The organism is Oceanisphaera sediminis (assembly GCF_039539745.1).
Taxonomy (GTDB): Bacteria; Pseudomonadota; Gammaproteobacteria; order Enterobacterales; family Aeromonadaceae; genus Oceanimonas; species Oceanimonas sediminis.
The window spans coordinates 35,103-54,052 of record NZ_BAABDS010000051.1 but is presented as its reverse complement, the minus strand read 5'-3'; the positions used below and the strand labels follow the sequence as shown (position 1 = coordinate 54,052).

General features: G+C 57.5%; 17 protein-coding genes. 10 read left to right on the top strand and 7 right to left on the bottom strand.

Annotation, left to right across the window (positions count from 1 at the left end):
• Positions 1-45: 45 nt before the first annotated feature.
• The 4 genes from ABD827_RS17230 (at position 46) to ABD827_RS17215 (ending at position 6,456) form a co-directional block, all read left to right on the top strand.
• Positions 46-951, top strand: a complete 906-nt coding sequence (locus ABD827_RS17230; RefSeq protein WP_344965924.1) for a LysR family transcriptional regulator — start codon at positions 46-48, stop codon at positions 949-951.
• Between the two features lie 209 nt (positions 952-1,160).
• Positions 1,161-2,129, top strand: coding sequence for an agmatinase (locus tag ABD827_RS17225; protein ID WP_344965923.1), 969 nt, complete (start codon positions 1,161-1,163; stop codon positions 2,127-2,129).
• A 182-nt stretch (positions 2,130-2,311) separates the two neighbouring features.
• A complete protein-coding gene (locus tag ABD827_RS17220) occupies positions 2,312-3,403 on the top strand; it encodes an efflux RND transporter periplasmic adaptor subunit (RefSeq protein WP_344965922.1) in 1,092 nt (363 codons plus the stop codon).
• Positions 3,400-6,456 (top strand): efflux RND transporter permease subunit, encoded by a 3,057-nt coding sequence (locus ABD827_RS17215; protein WP_344965921.1) that lies wholly within the window; start codon positions 3,400-3,402, stop codon positions 6,454-6,456. Before ABD827_RS17220 ends, ABD827_RS17215 begins: the two co-directional genes overlap by 4 nt.
• Positions 6,457-6,690: 234 nt before the next feature.
• On the opposite strand, the gene ABD827_RS17210 is transcribed toward ABD827_RS17215, so the two are convergent.
• Positions 6,691-7,731 carry a PLP-dependent cysteine synthase family protein gene (locus ABD827_RS17210; RefSeq protein ID WP_344965920.1) on the bottom strand — a complete coding sequence of 347 codons (1,041 nt, stop codon included), beginning with the start codon at positions 7,729-7,731 and terminating at the stop codon, positions 6,691-6,693.
• Positions 7,732-7,880: 149 nt separating this feature from the next.
• Between ABD827_RS17210 and ABD827_RS17205 the strand changes: the two genes are divergently transcribed.
• Together ABD827_RS17205 and ABD827_RS17200 are read left to right on the top strand one after the other, a co-directional pair.
• On the top strand, positions 7,881-8,351 hold the full coding sequence (locus ABD827_RS17205; RefSeq protein ID WP_344965919.1) for an Lrp/AsnC family transcriptional regulator: 471 nt from the start codon (positions 7,881-7,883) through the stop codon (positions 8,349-8,351).
• A gap of 197 nt (positions 8,352-8,548) precedes the next feature.
• Positions 8,549-10,159 carry a methyl-accepting chemotaxis protein gene (locus tag ABD827_RS17200; RefSeq protein ID WP_344965918.1) on the top strand — a complete coding sequence of 537 codons (1,611 nt, stop codon included), beginning with the start codon at positions 8,549-8,551 and terminating at the stop codon, positions 10,157-10,159.
• A gap of 101 nt (positions 10,160-10,260) precedes the next feature.
• Here ABD827_RS17200 and ABD827_RS17195 read toward each other — a convergent pair whose 3' ends face one another.
• The gene (locus tag ABD827_RS17195) at positions 10,261-11,424 is read right to left on the bottom strand and encodes a Na/Pi symporter (RefSeq protein WP_344966010.1); all 1,164 of its coding nucleotides are present in this window, start codon (positions 11,422-11,424) and stop codon (positions 10,261-10,263) included.
• A gap of 301 nt (positions 11,425-11,725) precedes the next feature.
• Here ABD827_RS17195 and ABD827_RS17190 point away from each other — a divergent pair, with 301 nt between their 5' ends.
• The 3 genes from ABD827_RS17190 (at position 11,726) to cobO (ending at position 14,803) form a co-directional block, all read left to right on the top strand.
• Complete coding sequence (locus ABD827_RS17190; RefSeq protein ID WP_344965917.1) at positions 11,726-12,505, top strand: CLCA_X family protein; 780 nt, start codon at positions 11,726-11,728, stop codon at positions 12,503-12,505.
• Between the two features lie 106 nt (positions 12,506-12,611).
• Entirely contained in the window at positions 12,612-14,171 is a 1,560-nt protein-coding gene (locus ABD827_RS17185) for a cobyric acid synthase (protein ID WP_344965916.1), read from the top strand.
• Between the two features lie 8 nt (positions 14,172-14,179).
• Positions 14,180-14,803 carry a cob(I)yrinic acid a,c-diamide adenosyltransferase gene (cobO, locus tag ABD827_RS17180; RefSeq protein ID WP_344965913.1) on the top strand — a complete coding sequence of 208 codons (624 nt, stop codon included), beginning with the start codon at positions 14,180-14,182 and terminating at the stop codon, positions 14,801-14,803.
• Positions 14,804-14,877: 74 nt separating this feature from the next.
• On the opposite strand, the gene ABD827_RS17175 is transcribed toward cobO, so the two are convergent.
• The 3 genes from ABD827_RS17175 to ABD827_RS17165 all read right to left on the bottom strand — a co-directional run bounded on the left by ABD827_RS17175 (position 14,878) and on the right by ABD827_RS17165 (position 16,680).
• Complete coding sequence (locus tag ABD827_RS17175; RefSeq protein ID WP_298716263.1) at positions 14,878-15,129, bottom strand: HP1242/YdcH family protein; 252 nt, start codon at positions 15,127-15,129, stop codon at positions 14,878-14,880.
• Between the two features lie 467 nt (positions 15,130-15,596).
• On the bottom strand, positions 15,597-15,974 hold the full coding sequence (locus ABD827_RS17170) for a heavy metal-binding domain-containing protein (RefSeq protein ID WP_344965912.1): 378 nt from the start codon (positions 15,972-15,974) through the stop codon (positions 15,597-15,599).
• Positions 15,975-16,053: 79 nt separating this feature from the next.
• Positions 16,054-16,680 carry a hypothetical protein gene (locus ABD827_RS17165; protein WP_344965911.1) on the bottom strand — a complete coding sequence of 209 codons (627 nt, stop codon included), beginning with the start codon at positions 16,678-16,680 and terminating at the stop codon, positions 16,054-16,056.
• Positions 16,681-17,190: 510 nt separating this feature from the next.
• On the opposite strand from ABD827_RS17165, the gene ABD827_RS17160 reads away from it, so the two are divergent.
• Positions 17,191-17,709, top strand: coding sequence for a GlcG/HbpS family heme-binding protein (locus tag ABD827_RS17160; protein WP_344965909.1), 519 nt, complete (start codon positions 17,191-17,193; stop codon positions 17,707-17,709).
• A gap of 93 nt (positions 17,710-17,802) precedes the next feature.
• On the opposite strand, the gene ABD827_RS17155 is transcribed toward ABD827_RS17160, so the two are convergent.
• Both ABD827_RS17155 and ABD827_RS17150 read right to left on the bottom strand, forming a co-directional pair.
• Entirely contained in the window at positions 17,803-18,237 is a 435-nt protein-coding gene (locus tag ABD827_RS17155) for an IS1096 element passenger TnpR family protein (RefSeq protein WP_344965908.1), read from the bottom strand.
• A 107-nt stretch (positions 18,238-18,344) separates the two neighbouring features.
• Positions 18,345-18,911: a hypothetical protein gene (locus tag ABD827_RS17150; RefSeq protein ID WP_344965907.1), complete on the bottom strand. Its 567-nt coding sequence runs from the start codon at positions 18,909-18,911 to the stop codon at positions 18,345-18,347.
• Positions 18,912-18,950: the final 39 nt, after the last annotated feature.

The window sequence follows — 18,950 nt, the reverse complement described above, 5'->3', positions numbered from 1 at the left end:
TCGGCGCAGGCCACACACTCCGGAGACGCAATGGCAAGCTACTCGATGAAACATATGCTGACCTTCTGCACCGTGGCGGAATACGGTGGCTTTGTCGGTGCCGAGTCGGTACTGGGCATGAGCCAGCCGGCGATCAGTACCCATATTCGTGACTTCGAGATTCGGCTCGGCTTTCAGCTGTGCCATCGTGGGCGCAGTGGCTTCAGCCTGACCGAGAAGGGGCAGCTGGTCTATCGCAAGTGTCGCGATATGCTGAACAACATTTCGGACTTTGAATCCGAGCTGGGCGAACTGCGCGACAAACTGACCGGAACGCTGCGGCTGGGCCTGATTGACAGCACCATTACCAATCACGACTTTCCCATCTCTGAAGCGATTCACCGTTTTTATGGCCGCAAGAACGACGTATCACTCAAATTGGTGGTGCTTCCTCCCGAAGAGCTGGAGCGGGAGCTGCTTAACGGCAACCTGCATATCGCGCTGGGCTTGTTTCATAACCGGCACAGCGGGCTGAGTTATCGGCACCTGTGCATGGAAGATCACGGTTTTTACTGTGGCCGCCGTCATCCGCTGTTTGGGCTGGCGAATGCCGACATCACCCTCGAGACCCTAAGACAATACCCGGTGTCTTCTCGTACCTATCTGCACCATGCCGAGCTGCAGGGGCTGATGAAAGCGTGGGATGTGGCCATGGTATCCAATATGGAAGCGCAGGCGATTCTGATCACCAGCGGCAGTTTTCTCGGTTTTCTGCCGACACATTACGCCAGGCAATGGGTCGAGCGCGGCGAAATGCGCGCCATCGATCATCTTGATCTGTCCTGGCAGTCGGAGTTCAGCATGGCGATGCGGGTGTCTCCCGCCCCGCAGGAGTTCGTCAGAATTTTTGCCGAAGACGTAGAAGCCACCATCAAGGCTGCCAGCCTCGGCAAGCCGGGAGAGCCCACCTGAGGCCGATGGCAGTTCATTCTGTATCATCTCATTCACATCTAACATCACAAAAATTAATATATACATAATAAATTTTATATTTTTTGATTTATGAGCCCCTGCAATACTGCCTTTCTCATTCGGCGCTCAGACCTTCATCGGCATTCGGGCGTTTTAGCAGACAAAGCACCGGTCGGTCAGGCCGTTGGTCAAACAGGGGTAGATACACTATGAGTGAAAATGCTTACGAAAAAGGTCGTTTGAACCTGCCGTTTGTTGGTTTTTGCACCTTCGGGAAGAAGAGAACCTGCGAAGACTGGGATAACATCAAGGCGGACGTTGCCTTTATGGGCGCGCCCTTCGACTGCGGTACCCAGTGGCGTTCAGGGGCTCGCATGGGGCCTCGTGCAGTCCGTGAAGCATCCACACTGTTTTCTTTCGGCCACGGTGGTGCGTATTCCTATGAAGAGGATCTGATGTACCTGGATGGCGTCGATATTGTGGATATCGGCGATGCGGACATGGTGCATACCAACACCGAAAAATCCCATGCCAATATCGAATACGGTGTGCGCAAGATACTGGAATCCGGTGCCTTGCCGGTGGTCGTCGGTGGCGACCACTCGGTCAATGCCCCTTGTATTCGCGCCTTCGAGGGCCGTGGACCCATTCATATCATTCAGATTGATGCCCATCTCGACTTCGTCGATGAGCGTCACGGTGTTCGCTTCGGTCACGGCAACCCGCTGCGTCGCGCCTCCGAGCAGGAGTTCGTTACCGGCATGACCCAGCTTGGCATCCGTAATGTCTCCTCGTCCAACCGGGCGGATCACAAGGCGGCAGAAGATGCCGGCTCTACCATACTGTCCGTGCGCGATGTACGCCGGCTGGGCGTGGAAGGGGTACTGGCGCTGATCCCCAAGGGGGTTAATTATTACATCACCATCGATATCGACGGTTTTGACCCCTCGATTGCCCCCGGTACCGGAACCCCGAGTCATGGTGGCTTCACGTATTATGAAGTGATGGAAATCCTGCAGGGAGTGGCGTTCGGTGGTGAGGTAGTGGGTATCGACTTGTGCGAAGTCGCCCCCGATTATGATCATACCGGCACCACCAGTGTGTTGGCGGCACAGGTATTGATGAATCTGATCGGTTATGTCTTCCACGGCCGTCAATTGCGTCAACAAAGCGCATAAAGAGGTTCTATGCCGGTGTAAGCACCGGCATTTTCTTTTTCTGCTGTTCGGTGCCAGTCGAATCTGCACTACATATATCTCAAACCTAGCCTCTCATCCCCAATACCGTCTTTCCCCGCTGTATCGCGCCAGCCCGACTTGTTATGCTGAGTATCCACTCTAATTGATACGGACAATCAACAATGGCAGTAGGCGCATTCACGCAATGGCTGGCCCGGCACAAGGGGCTGGGGTGGATCCTGTTTGTGGTGGTGGTGGCGCTGTTCTGGCTGTGGCGCGGCGAGGTGTATCAGGCGCGGGTGAACGAGCCCGAGATGGAAGGCACTGCCGCCCCCGGTCTGCCAGCGGTGGAAGTGACGCGCCTTGATGCCGAACCCTACCAACCCACACTGATGCTGCAGGGGCAGCTGCTGCCCCAACGTTCGCAGGTATTGCAGGCCCAGGTGAGCGGCACCGTGGTCGAGGTGCCCGAGCTGGGCGAGACCGCCGCCGAGGGCGAGTTGCTGCTTACCCTGAGTGACGACGGCCGCCGCGTGGAGCTGACCCGGGCCGACGCCGAGCTGACCTTGCGCCAGGCCGAAGTCACCGGCGCCGCGCGATTGCGCCGCAACCAGCTAATCTCCGAAACCGGCTATCTGTCGCTCAAATCCGCCACCGCCGCCGCCGAAGCGGAGTTGGCCGAGGCGCGATTGGCGGTCAGCCGTACCCGTATTGCCGCGCCCTTTGCCGGCAGCGTGGATGCCCGGCCGGTCGAGCAGGGAGACTTTGTGCAGGCGGGAGATGCGCTGCTGACGCTGGTGGACGTATCGACCCTCAAGCTGCATGCCGCCGTGCCGCAACAGCAGGTGGCCGGGTTGACGCCGGGGCTGCCGGTGACGGCGGTAATGCTGGACGGACGCGAGCTGAGCGGCCGGCTCAGCTTTGTGGCCCAGGCGGCCGACACCGCTACCCGAAGCTTCGCCCTGGAAGCCCGGCTCAATAACCCGCACGGCTGGCGAGTGGCCGGGGCCAGTGCCGGTTTGAATATCACTCTGCCGACCCGGCAAGCCTTTCGGCTGTCGCCGGCGTTGCTGGCGCTGGATGACAATGGCCGCACCGGCGTTTATCTGGTGGATGAGCAAGACCGGGCGAAGCTGGTGCCGGTGACGCTGCTCAGCATCAGCACCGATCAGGCCTGGGTCAGTGGTTTACCGCAACCGGCACGCATCATCACGCGCGGGGCCGGTTTCATGACCGATGGCGCCCCGGTGCGCATTTACGAGCCCCAGTCATGAGGGCGCTGATTGCCGCCGCTGTCTTTCGCAGCCGCGCCACCCTGATGGCCTTTGTGTTTTTGCTGCTCGGTGGGGTAGCTGCCTATCAGGCCATTCCCAAGGAAGCCAATCCCGACGTCACCATTCCCATGATGTATGTGTCGATGGCGCTGGAGGGCATCAGCCCGGAAGATGGCGAGCGGCTGCTGGTGCGGCCGATGGAGCAGGAGCTGCGCTCCCTGGAAGGGGTGAAGAAAATGACCTCTACCGCCAGCGAGGGCCATGCGTCGGTGATGCTGGAATTCGATGCGGGCTTCGATCCCAAACTGGCGCTGCAGGAAGTGCGTGAAAAGGTCGACTCGGCCCGCAGCAAGCTGCCGCAGGAAGCCGACGAACCGGTGGTGCACGAAATCAACGTTGCCCTGTTTCCGGTGTTGTCGGTGGCCTTGTCGGGGCCCTTGTCGGAAGCCGAGCTGGTGATGACCGCCCGGCGGCTGAAAGAAGAAATGGAAGGCATTCCCGAGGTGCTGGAAGTGGACATTGGCGGCGATCGGGAAGATCTGCTGGAAATACTGGTCGACCCCCAGGTGCTGGACAGCTTTGGCATCGACTACACGGCGCTGTTCAATCTGGTGTCGCGCAACAACCGGCTGGTGGCGGCGGGTAGCCTGGATACCGGCGCCGGTCGGCTGGCGATCAAGGTGCCCGGCGTGATTGAAGATCTGGACGACGTGCTGGGCCTGCCCATCAAGGTAAGTGGCGACCAGGTGGTGACCTTTGGCGATGTGGCCACCCTGCGGCGCACCTTCAAGGATCCGGCGGGGTTTGCCCGCATCAACGGTCAGCCCGGCGTGGTGTTGGAGGTCAGCAAGCGTGCCGGCGCCAACATCATCAACACCATAGAGCAGGTCAAGCAGTTGCTGGCGGAGGCGGCGCCCTTGCTGCCGCCGGGGCTGGAAGTGGACTACATCATGGATCAGTCGACCCAGGTGGAAACCCTGCTGTCGGATCTGCTCAACAACGTGCTTACCGCTGTGGTGCTGGTGTTGATTCTGATCCTCGCCACCATGGGCGCCCGCTCGGCGGTGATGGTGGGGCTGACCATTCCCGGTGCCTTTCTCGCCGGTATTCTGATCATCTGGTCCATCGGCTTTACCATGAACATCATAGTGCTGTTTTCGCTGATCCTGGTGGCCGGCATGCTGGTGGATGGCGCCATTGTGGTGTGCGAGCTGGCCGACCGCCATCTGCACCAGGGGCAGTCGCCCAAAGAGGCCTGGATTAATGCCGCCCACCGCATGAGCTGGCCGGTGATTGCCTCGACCGCCACCACCCTGGCGGTGTTTTTTCCGCTGCTGTTCTGGCCCGGGGTGGTGGGGGAGTTCATGAAATACCTGCCCGCCACCGTCATCATCTGCCTGCTGGCTTCCCTGGCCATGGCGCTGATATTTTTACCGACCATGGGCGGGGTCAGCCGGCACGGCGCACGCGCCCGCGAACCGGTGCGGGTGCCGGGGCTGGCCCGGTATCGAGCCTTGCTGAGCCGCTTGCTGCGCCGGCCGGGCCTGACCCTGGTGGCGACCCTGGTGCTGACCGCACTGGTATATGCGGGCTATGCCCGTTTCAATCATGGCGTCGAGTTTTTTCCCGACATCGAGCCCGACAGCGCCCAGCTGCAGGTGCGCGCCCGGGGTGACTTGTCGGTGTATGAAAAAGACGCCCTGCTGCGCGAAGTGGAGCAACGCCTGCGCGGCCTGAGTGAGGTAAAGGCGCTCTATGCCCGCAGCTTTGCCATGGCCGACAGCCAGATGGGCAGTGATGTGATTGGCGTGTTGCAGTTTCAGTTTACCGACTGGTATTTGCGTCGCCCGGCTTCCTCCATTAAAGACACCCTGCTGGCGCTGACCGACGACATTCCCGGCATAGTGCTGGAGTTTCGCCAGCAACAGATGGGCCCGGGCGGCGGCAAGCCGGTGGAAATTCGGCTGTCGGGTACCGACAACCGGGAGCTGGAGCAGGCCGCCGACGGCGTGCGTGCCGCCATGCAGACGCTGGGCGGCTTTATCGACATAGAAGACGACCGCAGTCTGCCCGGTATCGAGTGGCGACTCACGGTCAACCGGGAAGCGGCCGCCCGCATGGGGGCCGACGTGCTGAGCGTGGGCAATGCGGTACAGCTGGTGGCCAATGGTCTGAAACTGGCGAGCTACCGGCCCGAAGATGCCAACGACGAGGTCGACATTCGGGTGCGACTGCCGCAGCAGTGGCGCTCGCTCGACCAGCTATCCCGGCTGACGATCAATACCCCGCGCGGCCAGGTGCCGCTCAGCCAGTTTGTGACCCTGACCCCGGCGCCCAAAATCGGCACCCTGCACCGAGTAGACGGCCGGCGTACCCTGACCCTGCAGGCCGACATTGCCGAGGGCTTTCGGCTGGATGAACGGCTGGCCGCACTGGCCGACAATGCACCGAGGCTGCCGTCCGGCATCAGCCTCACGGTCGCCGGAGAAGACGCGGATCAGCGTGAAGCGGGGCAGTTTCTGACCAGCGCCTTTGGCGTGGCCATTCTGATGATGACCTTGATTCTGGTCACCCAGTTCAACAACCTGTATCAAACCGCCCTGGTGCTGTCGGCCATCGTGTTTTCTACCGCCGGGGTCTTGATAGGTTTGCTGCTGAACGGGCAGTCATTCGGTATCGTGATGGTGGGCATGGGGGTGATTGCCCTGGCGGGCATCGTGGTGAACAACAATATCGTGCTGATCGACACCTTCAACCAGTTGCGCAAGGACGGCATGAGCCCGACCGAAGCGGCGCTGGAAACCGGTTGCCTGCGTTTGCGCCCTGTGTTGCTGACCGCCATTACCACGGTGCTGGGGCTGATGCCGATGGTGCTGGGGGTTAACGTCGACCTGCTGGCGCCGAGCCTCGGTATCGGTGCCCCGTCCACTCAATGGTGGACCCAGCTGTCGAGCGCCATCGCCGGCGGCCTGGCCTTCGCTACCCTGCTGACCCTGCTGCTCACCCCCTGCATGCTGGTGCTGGGCGCGGGGAAAACAAGCCGTAAGCCGTAAGCTGTCAGCTGTAAGGGGTGTTGATGGTTGGTGCTGTGTTGTGCTTGTGGAAACCGCGTTGTTTTTTGAATGGATTCCGGGTCAAGCCCGGAATGACTCGGAGGGGCGTATAGCGCCGTGCCTACATTAGTCACTCTGGCGAAGGCCAGAGTCCATGACAGGCTGTATGGCCACCTGCAAAATGGACTCCGGCTTTTTTTCTTATAGCTTAAAGCTTATGGCTTCCAGCTTTGTTTACCCAAAGGCCGCCAATTGTTCGCTGAAGGGGGTGAGATCGCCGATGTGCCGGGCGACCCACTCCGGGTTGTAGTAGGTATCCAGGTAGCGCTCGCCGCCGTCGCACATCAGGGTGACCAGAGAGCCGCGCTCGCCCTTTTCCTGCATGCGTTTGGCCAGTTGCAGCACGCCCCACAGGTTGGTACCGGTCGAGCCGCCGGCCTTGCGGCCCAGAATATGCTCCAGCCAGTGAATGGTGGCGATGCTGGCGGCGTCCGGCACCTTGATCATCTCGTCGATCACCTCGGGCAGAAAAGACGCCTCCACCCGCGGCCGACCAATGCCTTCGATGCGGCCACCGGCCTGGCTGACCAGGCTGGCATCGCCGCTTTGGTAGCTGTCGTAGAACACCGAATTTTCCGGATCCACCACCACCAGCCGGGTGTCCAGCCCCAGATAACGCACATAGCGGCCCAGGGTGGCGGAAGTGCCGCCGGTGCCAGCGCTCATCACGATGGCCTTAGGCACCGGATGGGGCTCTTCGGCCAGCTGGCGAAAGATGCTCTCGGCAATGTTGTTGTTGCCGCGCCAGTCGGTGGCTCGCTCGGCAAAGGTGAACTGATCCATGTAATGGCCACCGCTTTCCCGCGCCAGTCGCTCGGCTTCGGAATAGACTTCGGCGGCGTGATCCACAAAATGGCACTGGCCGCCGAGGCGCACCACCTGCTCGACCTTCTTGCAGGTGGTATGGCGCGGCATCACGGCGGTAAAGGGCAGGCCCAGCAGCTTGGCGAAATAAGCCTCCGACACTGCGGTGCTGCCCGACGAGGCTTCCACTACCGGGGTGCCTTCGTTGATCTTGCCGCTGCAGATGGCGTGCAAAAACAGCGAGCGGGCCAGCCGATGCTTGAGGCTGCCGGTGGGATGGGTGCTTTCGTCTTTCAGGTAGATGTCGATGCCGTCGAGACCGGGAATGTCGAGCCGGTACAGATGGGTGTCGGAGGTGCGCAGCTGATCGCTGGACAGGGTCTTGAGGGCGGTGCGGGTCCAGTGGTTCATGGCAATGGCGTCCGTAATGAGAATATAGGGGAAGAACCGGGCGGCTCTGTGATGACAAAATTATATCCCCACTCAGGGCAAAAATTTTTCTATCTTTCCTGCTATGGTGTTATTTTTTAGAAAAATTTTCTCTTTATTAGGTTTTATCGATGGATATTTTCGACCGACAGATACTGGCCCTGTTGCAGCACAATGCCTCTTTGCCGCTGAAAGATCTGGCGGAGGCGGTCAACCTGTCGGTAACGCCGTGCTGGAAGCGGGTAAAAAAGCTGGAACAGGCAGGGTTTATTCGCGGTCGGGTGGCCCTGCTGGATGCCGACAAGCTGGGGCTGGGGCTGTCGGTGTTTGTGCAGATCAAAACCCAGCGCCACGACAGTCAGTGGCTGGCGCAATTTGCCGACACCGTGACCGCCTTTGAAGAGGTGGTGGAGTTTTACCGCATGTCCGGCGAGTGGGACTACATGCTGCGGGTGGTGGTGGCCGACATCGGCGCCTTCGATCGTTTCTACAAAAAGCTGATCACCGGTACCGAAGGGCTGTCGGACATTACTTCCAGCTTTGCCATGGAGCAGATCAAGTACACCACGGCCCTGCCGCTGGGTGAGTCGGGCAAAGCGTGAGCAGGTGCGCACTATACCTGGGTCGCCCCCTGCTGTTTGTCTGACTCAGGTCAAAAAACGGTATCAAGATCGCATATAACCGCTTGGATTTTTGCGATGCCTGCCGATACAGAATGCAATCACCATGGTGGTGTCGGGTAACAATCTTGTGATGGCAGTAATAGGCAGTGCGCTATTACCTGATAAAGGAGTACAGAATGAAGGGTAGTATGGCGAAAACGATGGACAATATCTTGCGTGCGGTGGGGTGTAAAACCATCAATCGCCAGTTTATGTTGTCCTACGCGTTGATCTTTCTGTTGGCGGTGGCAGCGGCGGTCTCACTGTATATGAGCATGGCCATCAACCCCGAGACCATTAATGCGGCGGGTCGGCAACGGATGTTGAGTCAACGCATGGCCAAAGAAGCCATGCTGGTGGCCGCAAAGGTTGAGCAGCAGGAAGTACTGAAAAAAACCATCAACCTGTTTGAACAGTCGCACCTGCGCATCGTGCAAGGCGATGCGGCGGCGGGCATGAATGCGCTGGATGATCCGGCGATTATTTCGCAAATGCAGCGGGTAGAAGCGTTATGGCAGCAATACAAGGCGCTGATCCTTCGTCATGTAGAACAAAACAGCGATGCTACCCTGCTCGCCATTCAGCAGCAGTCGCCGGTGATCCTCGGTGAAATGAACAAGGCCGTGGTGATGATGACGGAAAAGGCCAATCACACCATCCGTACCCAGTTGTTAATCGCGTTAGGCTGTATTTTACTGATCCTGGTATTGGTGGTGTTGGGCCGGGTCTTTGGCTTGCGGATGCTGATGGACAATATTCTGCGTTTGCAAAACCGTATGGCGGAAGTGGGCAAGGGAGACTTTTCTCATCGTTTTGAGGTTATTCATACCGATAATGAAGTCGGACGCATGTTCTCTTCCTACAACAGCATGCTGGATCACATCAGTGACGTGCTGCAAACCGTACAACGGGTGGCCAAAAATACCGAAAACCATATTGATAACGTGGTAAAAGCCACCGAGGATGCCGAACAGGGGGTGATTCGTCAGTATGACGATATCGGGCTGGTCGCTACGGCGATGACCGAAATGGCCGCCGCCGTGAAAGAGGTGTCCAGCAACACTTCCGAGGCGGAGAAAGCGGCCACTGATACCGGCGAGCAGGCCAGAAAAGGCGGCATTGTTGTCGGCCAGACCGAGTCTCACGCCTTGCAGATGCTGGAAAACCTGAAACAAACCGCACAATTGATCACGGCGCTGAAAGAGGAAACCCTCTCTGTTGGCAGTGTCACCTCGGTGATTGATGACATTGCCGAGCAAACCAATCTGCTGGCATTGAATGCCGCCATTGAAGCGGCCCGGGCCGGTGATCAGGGGCGGGGGTTTGCGGTCGTGGCCGATGAGGTACGCACCCTGGCGCAACGCACTCAGCAGTCGACCCAGCAGATACAGAAAATCATTCAGCAATTGCAGCTCAAGGCCGAAGAGGCGGTGGGGTCCATGACCCAGAATAATGATTTGGCGCAAAAGAGTTGTGAGCTGGCGGTGGCTGCCGCCGAGGCGATAGAGCACATTATTGCCTCGGTAGAGACGATTTCGTCGATGAATATCATGATTTCTACCGCCACCAATCAGCAAAGTGGCGTCGCCATCGACATTGATCAGCGCATCGTCAATATCTCCGATGTGGCGGGCAACACGCGAGAAGATGCCAACCGGGTGGTGGCCGCGATTGGGGAGATCCGTAACGAGATTCGGGAGCTTAACCAGCTGACACACCGTTTTCAGCTGAGCAACGCCGTTCGCTAATCGGTAATGCGGTGTTATCCATCGCAACGCCGGGCATGCAAACATGCCCGGCGGAATCAGCGCCGTGCTGGCGCAGCACTATCCCCGCGAAGAGCCTGGCCTCATAGCCACTGACTGATGCCGACTATCATCAGCGGCAGTACAAAAAACACGCCAACGATATAGGCGGCCACATAGCCCTTGTTGCGTTGAGCCTGGGTCGCCATGGCCTCGGCCATGATCACCGGTACCTGACGCAAGAACGGCAGTACATAAATCACGGCAATGGCCAGCAGATTGAACAACAGGTGCACCAGGGCTATTTGCAGCGCGACCGTGGCTGCGGCGCCGCTGATGGCGGTGGCCGCCAGCAGGGCGGTGATGGTGGTGCCGATGTTGCTGCCCAGAATGAAGGGGTAGACCTGCTTCAGGCTGAACACGCCGGTACCGGCCAGCGGTACAATCAGCGAGGTGGTGGTGGAAGACGACTGCACCAGCACGGTAACCAGGGTGCCGGAGGCCATGCCGGACACCGGGCCGCGACCCACGGCGGTATGCAGTATGTTCATGGCGCGACCCATCATCAGAGTACGCAGTACCTTGCCAATCTGGGTAACCACCATCAGGATCAGGCCGATGCCAATCAGGATCAGCGCCACGCCGGACCAGATACCGGGCAACCAGGCCACGCTGGCCTTTAGCAGATCGGAGGCCGGAGACAGCAGCACCTTCATGAAGTTCATGCCGCTCATGCTGACGCTGGCGTCGCTGACCAGCAGGCCGGCCAGAAATTCGGACGCGTTGGCCAGCGGGCGGAACAGCAGCTCCAGCGGCAGCAGTATGGCCACGGCCAGAATGTTGAAGCAGTCATGCACGGTGGCGGCAGAGAAGGCCCGTTTGAACTCCTCACCATTGCGAATATGGCCCAGGCTGACCAGGGTGCTGGTGAGCGAGGTACCGATATTGGCGCCCATGATCATGGGAATGGCGATGCTAATCGGCAGGCCGCCGGCCACCATGCCGACGATAATGGAGGTGACGGTGCTGGAGCTCTGGATAAGGGCGGTGGCCACCACGCCGACGATAAGCGCGATACCCGGGTTGGAGGCAAAGGCAAACAGCGCTTTGGCGTCGCTGCCGGCGGCGGCCTTGAAGCCGGAACCGATGGCGCCCACTGCGGCCAGCAGCACATAAATCAGGAATGATACCAGCAGCCAGGACAGCCAGCCGGTCTGAACGTGACTTTCATTTGCGGAGCCGGGAAGGGCGGTGGATTGAAGGCTCATCATGCATCCTCATCTCAAAGTTGGCGCCACTATGCCGAGCCTTTGTGACGGTTTTATTACAATGCGGCAGTTTTATGACAGTCTTGTTTCAGGTGGGTCTCTTTTGCCGACGTAAGGGATACATTCGAGTCATTAGATGAAAATAAGGGGATCTTGCTGCACTTTAGCGTACCGGCAGTGCGTTATGGTAAACGCGAGTTGGCCGAGGGACGGAGCGGCACGAGCCGATCCTCGCCGGCGGTTTAACTCTTTTAGCGCTCTCGGTTAAGCTGGGGGCCGCATCACGTCAGGGGAGGGTGACATGACACAAGAAACGGCGCAGGAGCCGAATGGTGCGTTCGGGCAGGGCTCCGAGCCTACAATGGACTTTACCCGGATCCGGCGGCACTTCGACTTTCGCAGCATCGAAATCGGTCGCTGGGTTACCCGTGCCGAGCGAGAGCGGGCGGCGCCGCGGTTTTTTCAGGCCCTGTATGATCTGATGGGCATACTGGATGGCCCCGAAATGCTGATCTCTCTGCGTGGCAGCCTCTCGCTGCAATACGGCATTGGTGGTCGTCCCGGGGTGTCGGCCCATTATAATCCGGCCACCCGCTGCTTTTCGCTGGCCAAAAACGCCGGCCCCGGCAGCATTGCCCACGAATGGTTTCATGCCTTCGATCACTACATGGCCGACAAGGCGATGCGGGGCACCGCTCCTGGTGCCTTTGCCTCCCGCGCCTGGCTGAATGAAGCGGCCACCCAGAGTCACCCGCTCAACGAGCTGCTGTTCGACTGTTTTCATACCATTTTGCTGGATGCCGACGGTGCTGGACCCAGCCCCCTGTTTACGGTGTCGGCAGCCACCGACCAACGCCTGGGCACGGTTTACTTCAGCCAGCCGGAAGAGCTGTGTGCTCGCGCCTTTGAAGCCTTTGTGCAAGACAGCGCCATTCAAAACCCGTTTCTGGTAAAAGGTACTCGCCACTCAAAAGAAGCACAGATGGGCTTGTATCCGCAGGGCGAACAGCGCAGGCGGATCAACGCCGCCTTTGAGCGCTACTTTCGTACCCTGGGCGCCGCCCTGCAACGGTGCGGCTAGCCGCTTACATCCTTTGGCCGCTGTGATATGGTGCCGCACCAGACTCGTTAGCACCCAGTATTCATTACCCGGTACTTATTACCCGGTACCTGGCAAGGACAGGCCCATGACCTCATCATTTCCGCCCCGACCAGATGGCCGAGCCCTGCGCCTGATGGTGCAGGGCACCGCATCCGATGCCGGCAAAACCACACTGGTGGCTGGTTTGTGCCGGCTGTTTGCCCGGCGCGGCGCCAGGGTGGCGCCCTTCAAACCGCAGAACATGGCGCTGAACAGCGCGGTCACCATCGACGGTGGTGAAATCGGCCGGGCCCAGGCGCTGCAGGCGGCGGCCTGTTTTTTGCCGGCCGAAACCGACTTCAACCCGGTGCTGCTGAAACCCCAGAGCAACACCCAGGCCCAGGTGATAGTGCAGGGCAGGGCGCTGTCGGTGATGGAGGCGAAAGACTTTTTCGGCCCCCAGGCCAAACACTACAAGCACCGCATGCTGGAGGCGGTGCTGGACTCGTTTGACCGGCTTCGCCAACGTCACCAGTTGGTGCTGATAGAAGGAGCGGGCAGCCCGGCCGAGATCAACCTGCGTGACAACGACATCGCCAACATGGGCTTTGCCGAGGCGGCAGACTGCCCGGTGATCCTGGTGGCCGACATCGACAAGGGCGGCGTGTTCGCCCAGCTGGTGGGCACCCTGATGCTGCTGAGCGAGTCGGAGCAGGCGCGCATCAAGGGCTTTGTGATCAACCGTTTTCGCGGTGACATCAGCCTGCTGCAAAACGGCCTGACCATGCTGGAACAGATGACCGGCAAGCCGGTGCTGGGCGTGGTGCCCTACCTCGACAACCTGCAGCTGGATGCCGAAGACGCCATGTGCCGCACCGCCACCACCAGCGCAGAAGAACGCCCGCTCAAGGTGCTGGTGCTGGTAACACCACGCATCAGCAATCATACCGACATCGATCCGCTGCGGCTGCATCCGCGGGTAGAGCTGACCCTGATGCACGTAAGCGCCGATCCGGCCGAGTGCCCGGCGGCCGACCTGATTATTCTGCCCGGCAGCAAGTCGGTACGCGACGATCTGGCCTCGCTGCAAGCGCAGGGCTGGGGCAAGGCACTGAATCGCCATTTACGCTACGGCGGCAAGCTGCTGGGCATTTGCGGCGGCTACCAGATGCTGGGCCGGCGCATCAGCGATCCGTTGGGAATCGAAGGCGAGGTGGGCGAGAGTAAAGGCCTGGGCCTGCTGCCGATAGACACCGAGTTGCGGCGGAGCAAACAGCTGCGTAATGTGGCGGGTACCCTACAGCTTGATGGTGAGCACGGCCCAAGCTGCCCGGTGCAAGGCTATGAAATTCACTGCGGCCAAAGCCGGGTGCTGCAACCGGGGTTACAGCCTTTTCGGTTGTTTGCCGCCGGGCCCGATGGCGAGCCGGGCGAGACCGGCGTTGCCGACGGTCTGCTGTCTGACGACGGCCAGGTGCTGGGCACCTATCTGCACGGCCTGTTTGACCACCCCGACGCCTGCAATCAATTGCTGGCCTGGGCCGGCCTTGAGAACAGCCAACAGGCGCAGGATAAAAACGCCATTCGGGAAGCCAACCTCAACCGGCTGGCCGACACCCTGGAACAGCATCTCAATCTGGAATTACTACAAGACTGCATGCAATAAGGAACCCCATGAGCGAAGCAAACGACAATAACCGTGATCAGGTAAAGGCCGAACGGCACCAGCAGCGGCAGCAAAAGGTAAAAGAGGTGGTCGACGCCAGAGTAGCGGCGGCAAGCGAAGAGCGTGGCGTACTGATGGTGATTACCGGTAACGGCAAGGGCAAGAGCACCGCCGGTTTTGGCACAGTGGCGCGGGCCGTGGGCCACGGCAAAAGCGCGGCCGTGGTGCAGTTTATCAAGGGTGGCTGGGAATGCGGCGAGCGCAATCTGCTGCAAAAAGTGGGCGTGCCCTTTGAGGTCATGAACACCGGCTTTACCTGGGAAACCCAGAACCGGGAACAGGACATGGTCGCCTGCGAACAAACCTGGCTGCCGGCCGAAAAAATGCTGGCCGATCCCGGCATCGATCTGGTGCTGCTGGACGAACTCACCTACATGGTGGCCTATCACTATCTGGATCTGGACCGAGTGCTGACCGCGCTGAAAAACCGCCCGCCGCACCAGCACGTGATCATTACCGGTCGCGGTTGTCACCGCGCCATCATCGAGCTGGCCGACACCGTGAGTGAAGTACAACCGATCAAACATGCCTTTGATGCCGGCGTTAAAGCCCAGCCCGGCTTTGATTACTGAGAAAAGTGTGCCGAATTAAAAAAGGCGCTACTGCATATGCAGTAGCGCCTTTTTGTGATGTTAAGCATAATGGATTATTGAGCCGATTCTTCTTTTTTTACCAGATTGAACAAGGTGTCTTTCAGATTGACACGTTTTAACTTTAACTCTTCAAGGTGACTGTCACCGGTAGGCCGGTCTGCCGCCTCGATTTTAAATACTTCATTGTCGATTTCATGATAATCATCAAATAACTTGGCGAAGTGACGATCATTCATTTTCAGGTGACGAATAGTGTGATGATGATCGGGAAATTCTTTTAATAAGCTATGTTTTTCTAAAGACATATTATATTGGCCTCGCGCTATTGGTTTGATTTATTACACTAGCAACATGACATCGCATGTCAAGCCGTGTATTGATCCAGGTCAAGAGTTTGTAGCTACAGACCAAATGCCTAAGTAATGCTGCATAACAGACATGGTTCTGTTGTTATTCCCGCGCACCCTCTGTTGTCATTCCCGCGAAGGCGGGAATCCAGGGCCTGTGGCGCAGATTTGTCAGCCTGCGCTTCTCCTGCAAAGACACTGGACCCCCGTCCCCGCCTTCGCGAGGATGACGTTCCTTAGCGAGGGTGACGAGAAAGAAAAGCTGGCCCCAGTATCCACATCAGTTATGAGATATTACTTAAGGCGGGTTAATTCAGGTTAAAAATAGTGACGCGATACCGAGGTTCTGGTATCGCGCCATCATCAAGTTCAGCTAAAAAGACCATGTGGTACGAATCACGTTAAAGCGTTGTTTAATGTGATGTTTACTCAACAATCTTCACTCCCGTACCTTTTGCATCCATGTAGCCCCAAGTGGTAAGACCAACTCCGCTTTTGTAACTGACGTTAACGACAGCATTGGCACCGACCATTCTGGCTTTTTCAATGAGAGCTTCATTAGCCTGCTCTTTCGTTGGGTCTTTATGAAAGACGGTCAACTTTTTGACAGAAACTTCAATCGGACCAATTTCTTCATAGTTTCGGTCTTTAATATCACCTTCCGAGATAATGACCTGAGAGGTTTTATCTATTGCCGATGCCGTTTGTGACGGTATATTAGAGCTGGTGCGGTAGGTGGAACACCCGGAAATGGTCGATAACCCAATGGTAAGGACTAAAAAACCAATTTTATTAAGTTTCATTTTCTCTCTCCAGCATTAACTTCGAAAGTCTGCTACTTGAAACAGGGCACAAAGGAGGGTTGTATTCATTGTTGATAGGCTACTGAACTAGTGTAAGCTCTTGGGCTAAGCTATCTGGATAGGCAGTAACTAGCTTGGTAGTAACATTAAGAGCATCTAAATTGGTCTTGATGTTGTTTATTGTACGTGGAATGAACTGGCTTGAATCACCCATAACACCACGCACTAACTCTTTGCCTAAGTTTTCAATCCCACCACTTTTAATATCAAACTGGGTGTAAATATCTACATGATAACCATCTTTGTATTGCCATAAACAAGTATAAAACTGGGTATTTTCACCATGGTTAGACATGTAGTTATCAGCTGCTTGAGCATAAACTAGAGCTCCATTGCAGGTTGGTATTTTCATATTTCCTGCTAAGGCAGCAAGGCCAGAATTTTTTCCAAATGGACTAACTAATTGGAATCTTGGAGCTTGTTCTGGCAAAGGGTGAGGAGGAAGATCTTCCACTATTTTCACAGAAGATGTATTTTCTTGAAGAGCAGTTTTGATAGCATTAGCCATCTGGCTTGGCGTTACATCATTGTTGGTTTCAATGTTGTAGATAACGTAACTTTTCTTTGTCTCCGTGGTTGGTGTCAAAGAGTTACAGCCAGCTAACGCGAGCGCAGCGATTAACGGAAGTGCTATTTTCTTCTGCATTCTTTTATCTCCTTGCGTTAAATTCCCTAATTTACAGCCGTTAGATATCTTTATTTTCCATACTGCGATCAATACTACTCAGTGGAGCCCATATGAGGCTTTATCATTATAGGCAAGATGGGACGCATAATGGAAGTGGGTAAGAGGCAGTTATCAGTGACAAGTATCAAGAAAAAATGCAGAACCGCTGTCGACACTATCAGGCGCTGCCGCTACATGGGGAAGGGCAAAGGGCCCGCTTTGCCGACCTTTCGCTTCAGGCTCGAAAAGTGCTCCTACCGTTCCGGCATTCCCACCATCCATGACGGTCAGATGAAACGGAGAACGTACATAGAGGTATTCACAGCGTATGGCAGCGCTGTTGATGCCTGCGCTGACAGTGAAGCAGGGCGGTCATTACAACATGGTAATCAAGTGGCAATGAGTTTGACGGAGTTGGGCTGGCAGTATTGCTCGCATTGGCGCTCATCCTGATATGCCTGCTAATGCCAAACATTCATGGAGATAATGATGATGATGATAAAAACTGCTCGCCGTTCACTGCTGGCCCTGACCCTGTGTGCCGCTCCTGCCTTTGCTGCGCCTGTTTTGACCACAGAAGGCGGCATTGAACACAGAGCCGATGTGTCACTGGACCTGGCCAACCAGCTGCTGGACGCCACCATGGCGGCCTGTCATGCCGACGGTCGCACTGCGGTCGCCGCGGTAGTCGACCGTGGCGGTAATCTGGTTGCCCTGCAGCGTGACGACAATGTCGGCCCGCACAATACCCTGGCGGCCCAGCGCAAGGCCTTTACCTCGCTGTCCACCAAAACCACCTCGCGCAAGCTGTCTGAAATTGCCCGTAACAACCCCGAGTCAGAGAATCTGAATACGCTGGACGAGCTGTTGCTGCTGGGCGGCGGCGTACCGCTGAAAGTGGGTGACCAGGTGATTGGCGCCATTGGCGTCGCCGGTGCCGGTGGTGCAGCCATCGATGAAGGTTGTGCCCTGCAGGCCATCGACAGCGTGCTGCCTAAAACCCTGTAAGCCCACACCATCACCACACTTTATTGACCCGGCAGTCGCGTTGGCGGCTGCCGGTTTTTATATGTTCGGCGTTATCTGGCTGCCACTATGCGGCTACCACTCGGGTTCTGCCGCCGGATCGTAACCCTTGTATTGTTCCGGCTTGCTGCCGCTTTCGGCAACCACAAAGGGATAGTGTCGATTCGGGCGTGCTTCGCCCGGTTGCTGAGGCGATGGGGAAACCTGAAAAATCCAGTCGTCGCCAAAATCAAACCAGTAGAACAGTTTCTTGCCTTCGGGCAGGGGCAATAATGACCCGATGCTGTCATCCAGCGAGTATTCTTCACCGTCAAAATGCAGGCGCTCGGCTCCGGACTCTTCGCTGGAGATAAAAAACGAATACATGTGGTCGTTATCAAAACCAACGGCGGCCTGAATGGCGTCGTGTAAATCGTGCAGCGAGCTGCTTTCTTCTATCTCCAGTTCACAGCCCCAGTCTGTTTGTGCATACATGCCTGAAACGAGACGAATGGACAAGGTGATGATCATGGCGGCCTCATGGTTTATTGAAGTAGGGGTGAAACACCGGCTGAAAAGAGTGATGTAAAAAGCCCCGCGAATGTGAGCGGCGGGGCTGGTATTACCGGACGCCGAGCCTAGGGCTGATAGGCCGGCATAGGCGCCATGATGTGCACATAGGGCGTGTCTTTCCACATTACCCAGGGGCCACCGTTGGTGTGGTCGGTGGGCAGGTCTTCCAGCATGGCGTTATCGGGCACCAGTATCATCAGGTGCGGTAGCGTCTCGCTAATCCACTCGTTGCTGTCTGTTGGCTCGGTGGCGTAAGGGTCGGTATTACTTTCGGGAGTACCGCCCTGCAGCATGTAACCGAAGCCCATGGATGTGTTGGTGAGTGGCAGCTTGTTCATCCAGGCGTGTGCCCACGCCATCCAAGTCGCATCCAGGCACATGGGGTCGTTGCCGGAGGTGGCCGGCATATCCGGAAGGCAGGTCCAGCCGTTGTCGCCTTTGCGCAACTCCGTCATGTCGGCACCTTCTTCGGCCGGCCAGTCCATTATGGTGGCGGTGGCACTGACCGAGGGTGGGGCGGCGCTCATGGCGCTGGCTATTTTTTCTTCCGGGGTGGCGGCCAGTGTGGCACCGCAGGTTGCGGCGAACATCAGGCCCAGCGCAACACGGGGAAGAGAAACCAGGTTGTTCATGGTTTGGCTCCTTAACATGGTACAGCGGGCATTAATCAG

Bases quoted from the DNA above. Each gene is read 5' to 3' on its own strand.
- ABD827_RS17230 (WP_344965924.1), top strand. From the start codon at position 46: ATGAAACATATGCTGACCTTCTGCACCGTGGCGGAATACGGTGGCTTT.
- ABD827_RS17225 (WP_344965923.1), top strand. From the start codon at position 1,161: ATGAGTGAAAATGCTTACGAAAAAGGTCGTTTGAACCTGCCGTTTGTT.
- ABD827_RS17220 (WP_344965922.1), top strand. From the start codon at position 2,312: ATGGCAGTAGGCGCATTCACGCAATGGCTGGCCCGGCACAAGGGGCTG.
- ABD827_RS17215 (WP_344965921.1), top strand. From the start codon at position 3,400: ATGAGGGCGCTGATTGCCGCCGCTGTCTTTCGCAGCCGCGCCACCCTG.
- ABD827_RS17210 (WP_344965920.1), bottom strand. From the start codon at position 7,731: ATGAACCACTGGACCCGCACCGCCCTCAAGACCCTGTCCAGCGATCAG.
- ABD827_RS17205 (WP_344965919.1), top strand. From the start codon at position 7,881: ATGGATATTTTCGACCGACAGATACTGGCCCTGTTGCAGCACAATGCC.
- ABD827_RS17200 (WP_344965918.1), top strand. From the start codon at position 8,549: ATGAAGGGTAGTATGGCGAAAACGATGGACAATATCTTGCGTGCGGTG.
- ABD827_RS17195 (WP_344966010.1), bottom strand. From the start codon at position 11,424: ATGAGCCTTCAATCCACCGCCCTTCCCGGCTCCGCAAATGAAAGTCAC.
- ABD827_RS17190 (WP_344965917.1), top strand. From the start codon at position 11,726: ATGACACAAGAAACGGCGCAGGAGCCGAATGGTGCGTTCGGGCAGGGC.
- ABD827_RS17185 (WP_344965916.1), top strand. From the start codon at position 12,612: ATGACCTCATCATTTCCGCCCCGACCAGATGGCCGAGCCCTGCGCCTG.
- cobO (WP_344965913.1), top strand. From the start codon at position 14,180: ATGAGCGAAGCAAACGACAATAACCGTGATCAGGTAAAGGCCGAACGG.
- ABD827_RS17175 (WP_298716263.1), bottom strand. From the start codon at position 15,129: ATGTCTTTAGAAAAACATAGCTTATTAAAAGAATTTCCCGATCATCAT.
- ABD827_RS17170 (WP_344965912.1), bottom strand. From the start codon at position 15,974: ATGAAACTTAATAAAATTGGTTTTTTAGTCCTTACCATTGGGTTATCG.
- ABD827_RS17165 (WP_344965911.1), bottom strand. From the start codon at position 16,680: ATGCAGAAGAAAATAGCACTTCCGTTAATCGCTGCGCTCGCGTTAGCT.
- ABD827_RS17160 (WP_344965909.1), top strand. From the start codon at position 17,191: ATGATGATGATAAAAACTGCTCGCCGTTCACTGCTGGCCCTGACCCTG.
- ABD827_RS17155 (WP_344965908.1), bottom strand. From the start codon at position 18,237: ATGATCATCACCTTGTCCATTCGTCTCGTTTCAGGCATGTATGCACAA.
- ABD827_RS17150 (WP_344965907.1), bottom strand. From the start codon at position 18,911: ATGAACAACCTGGTTTCTCTTCCCCGTGTTGCGCTGGGCCTGATGTTC.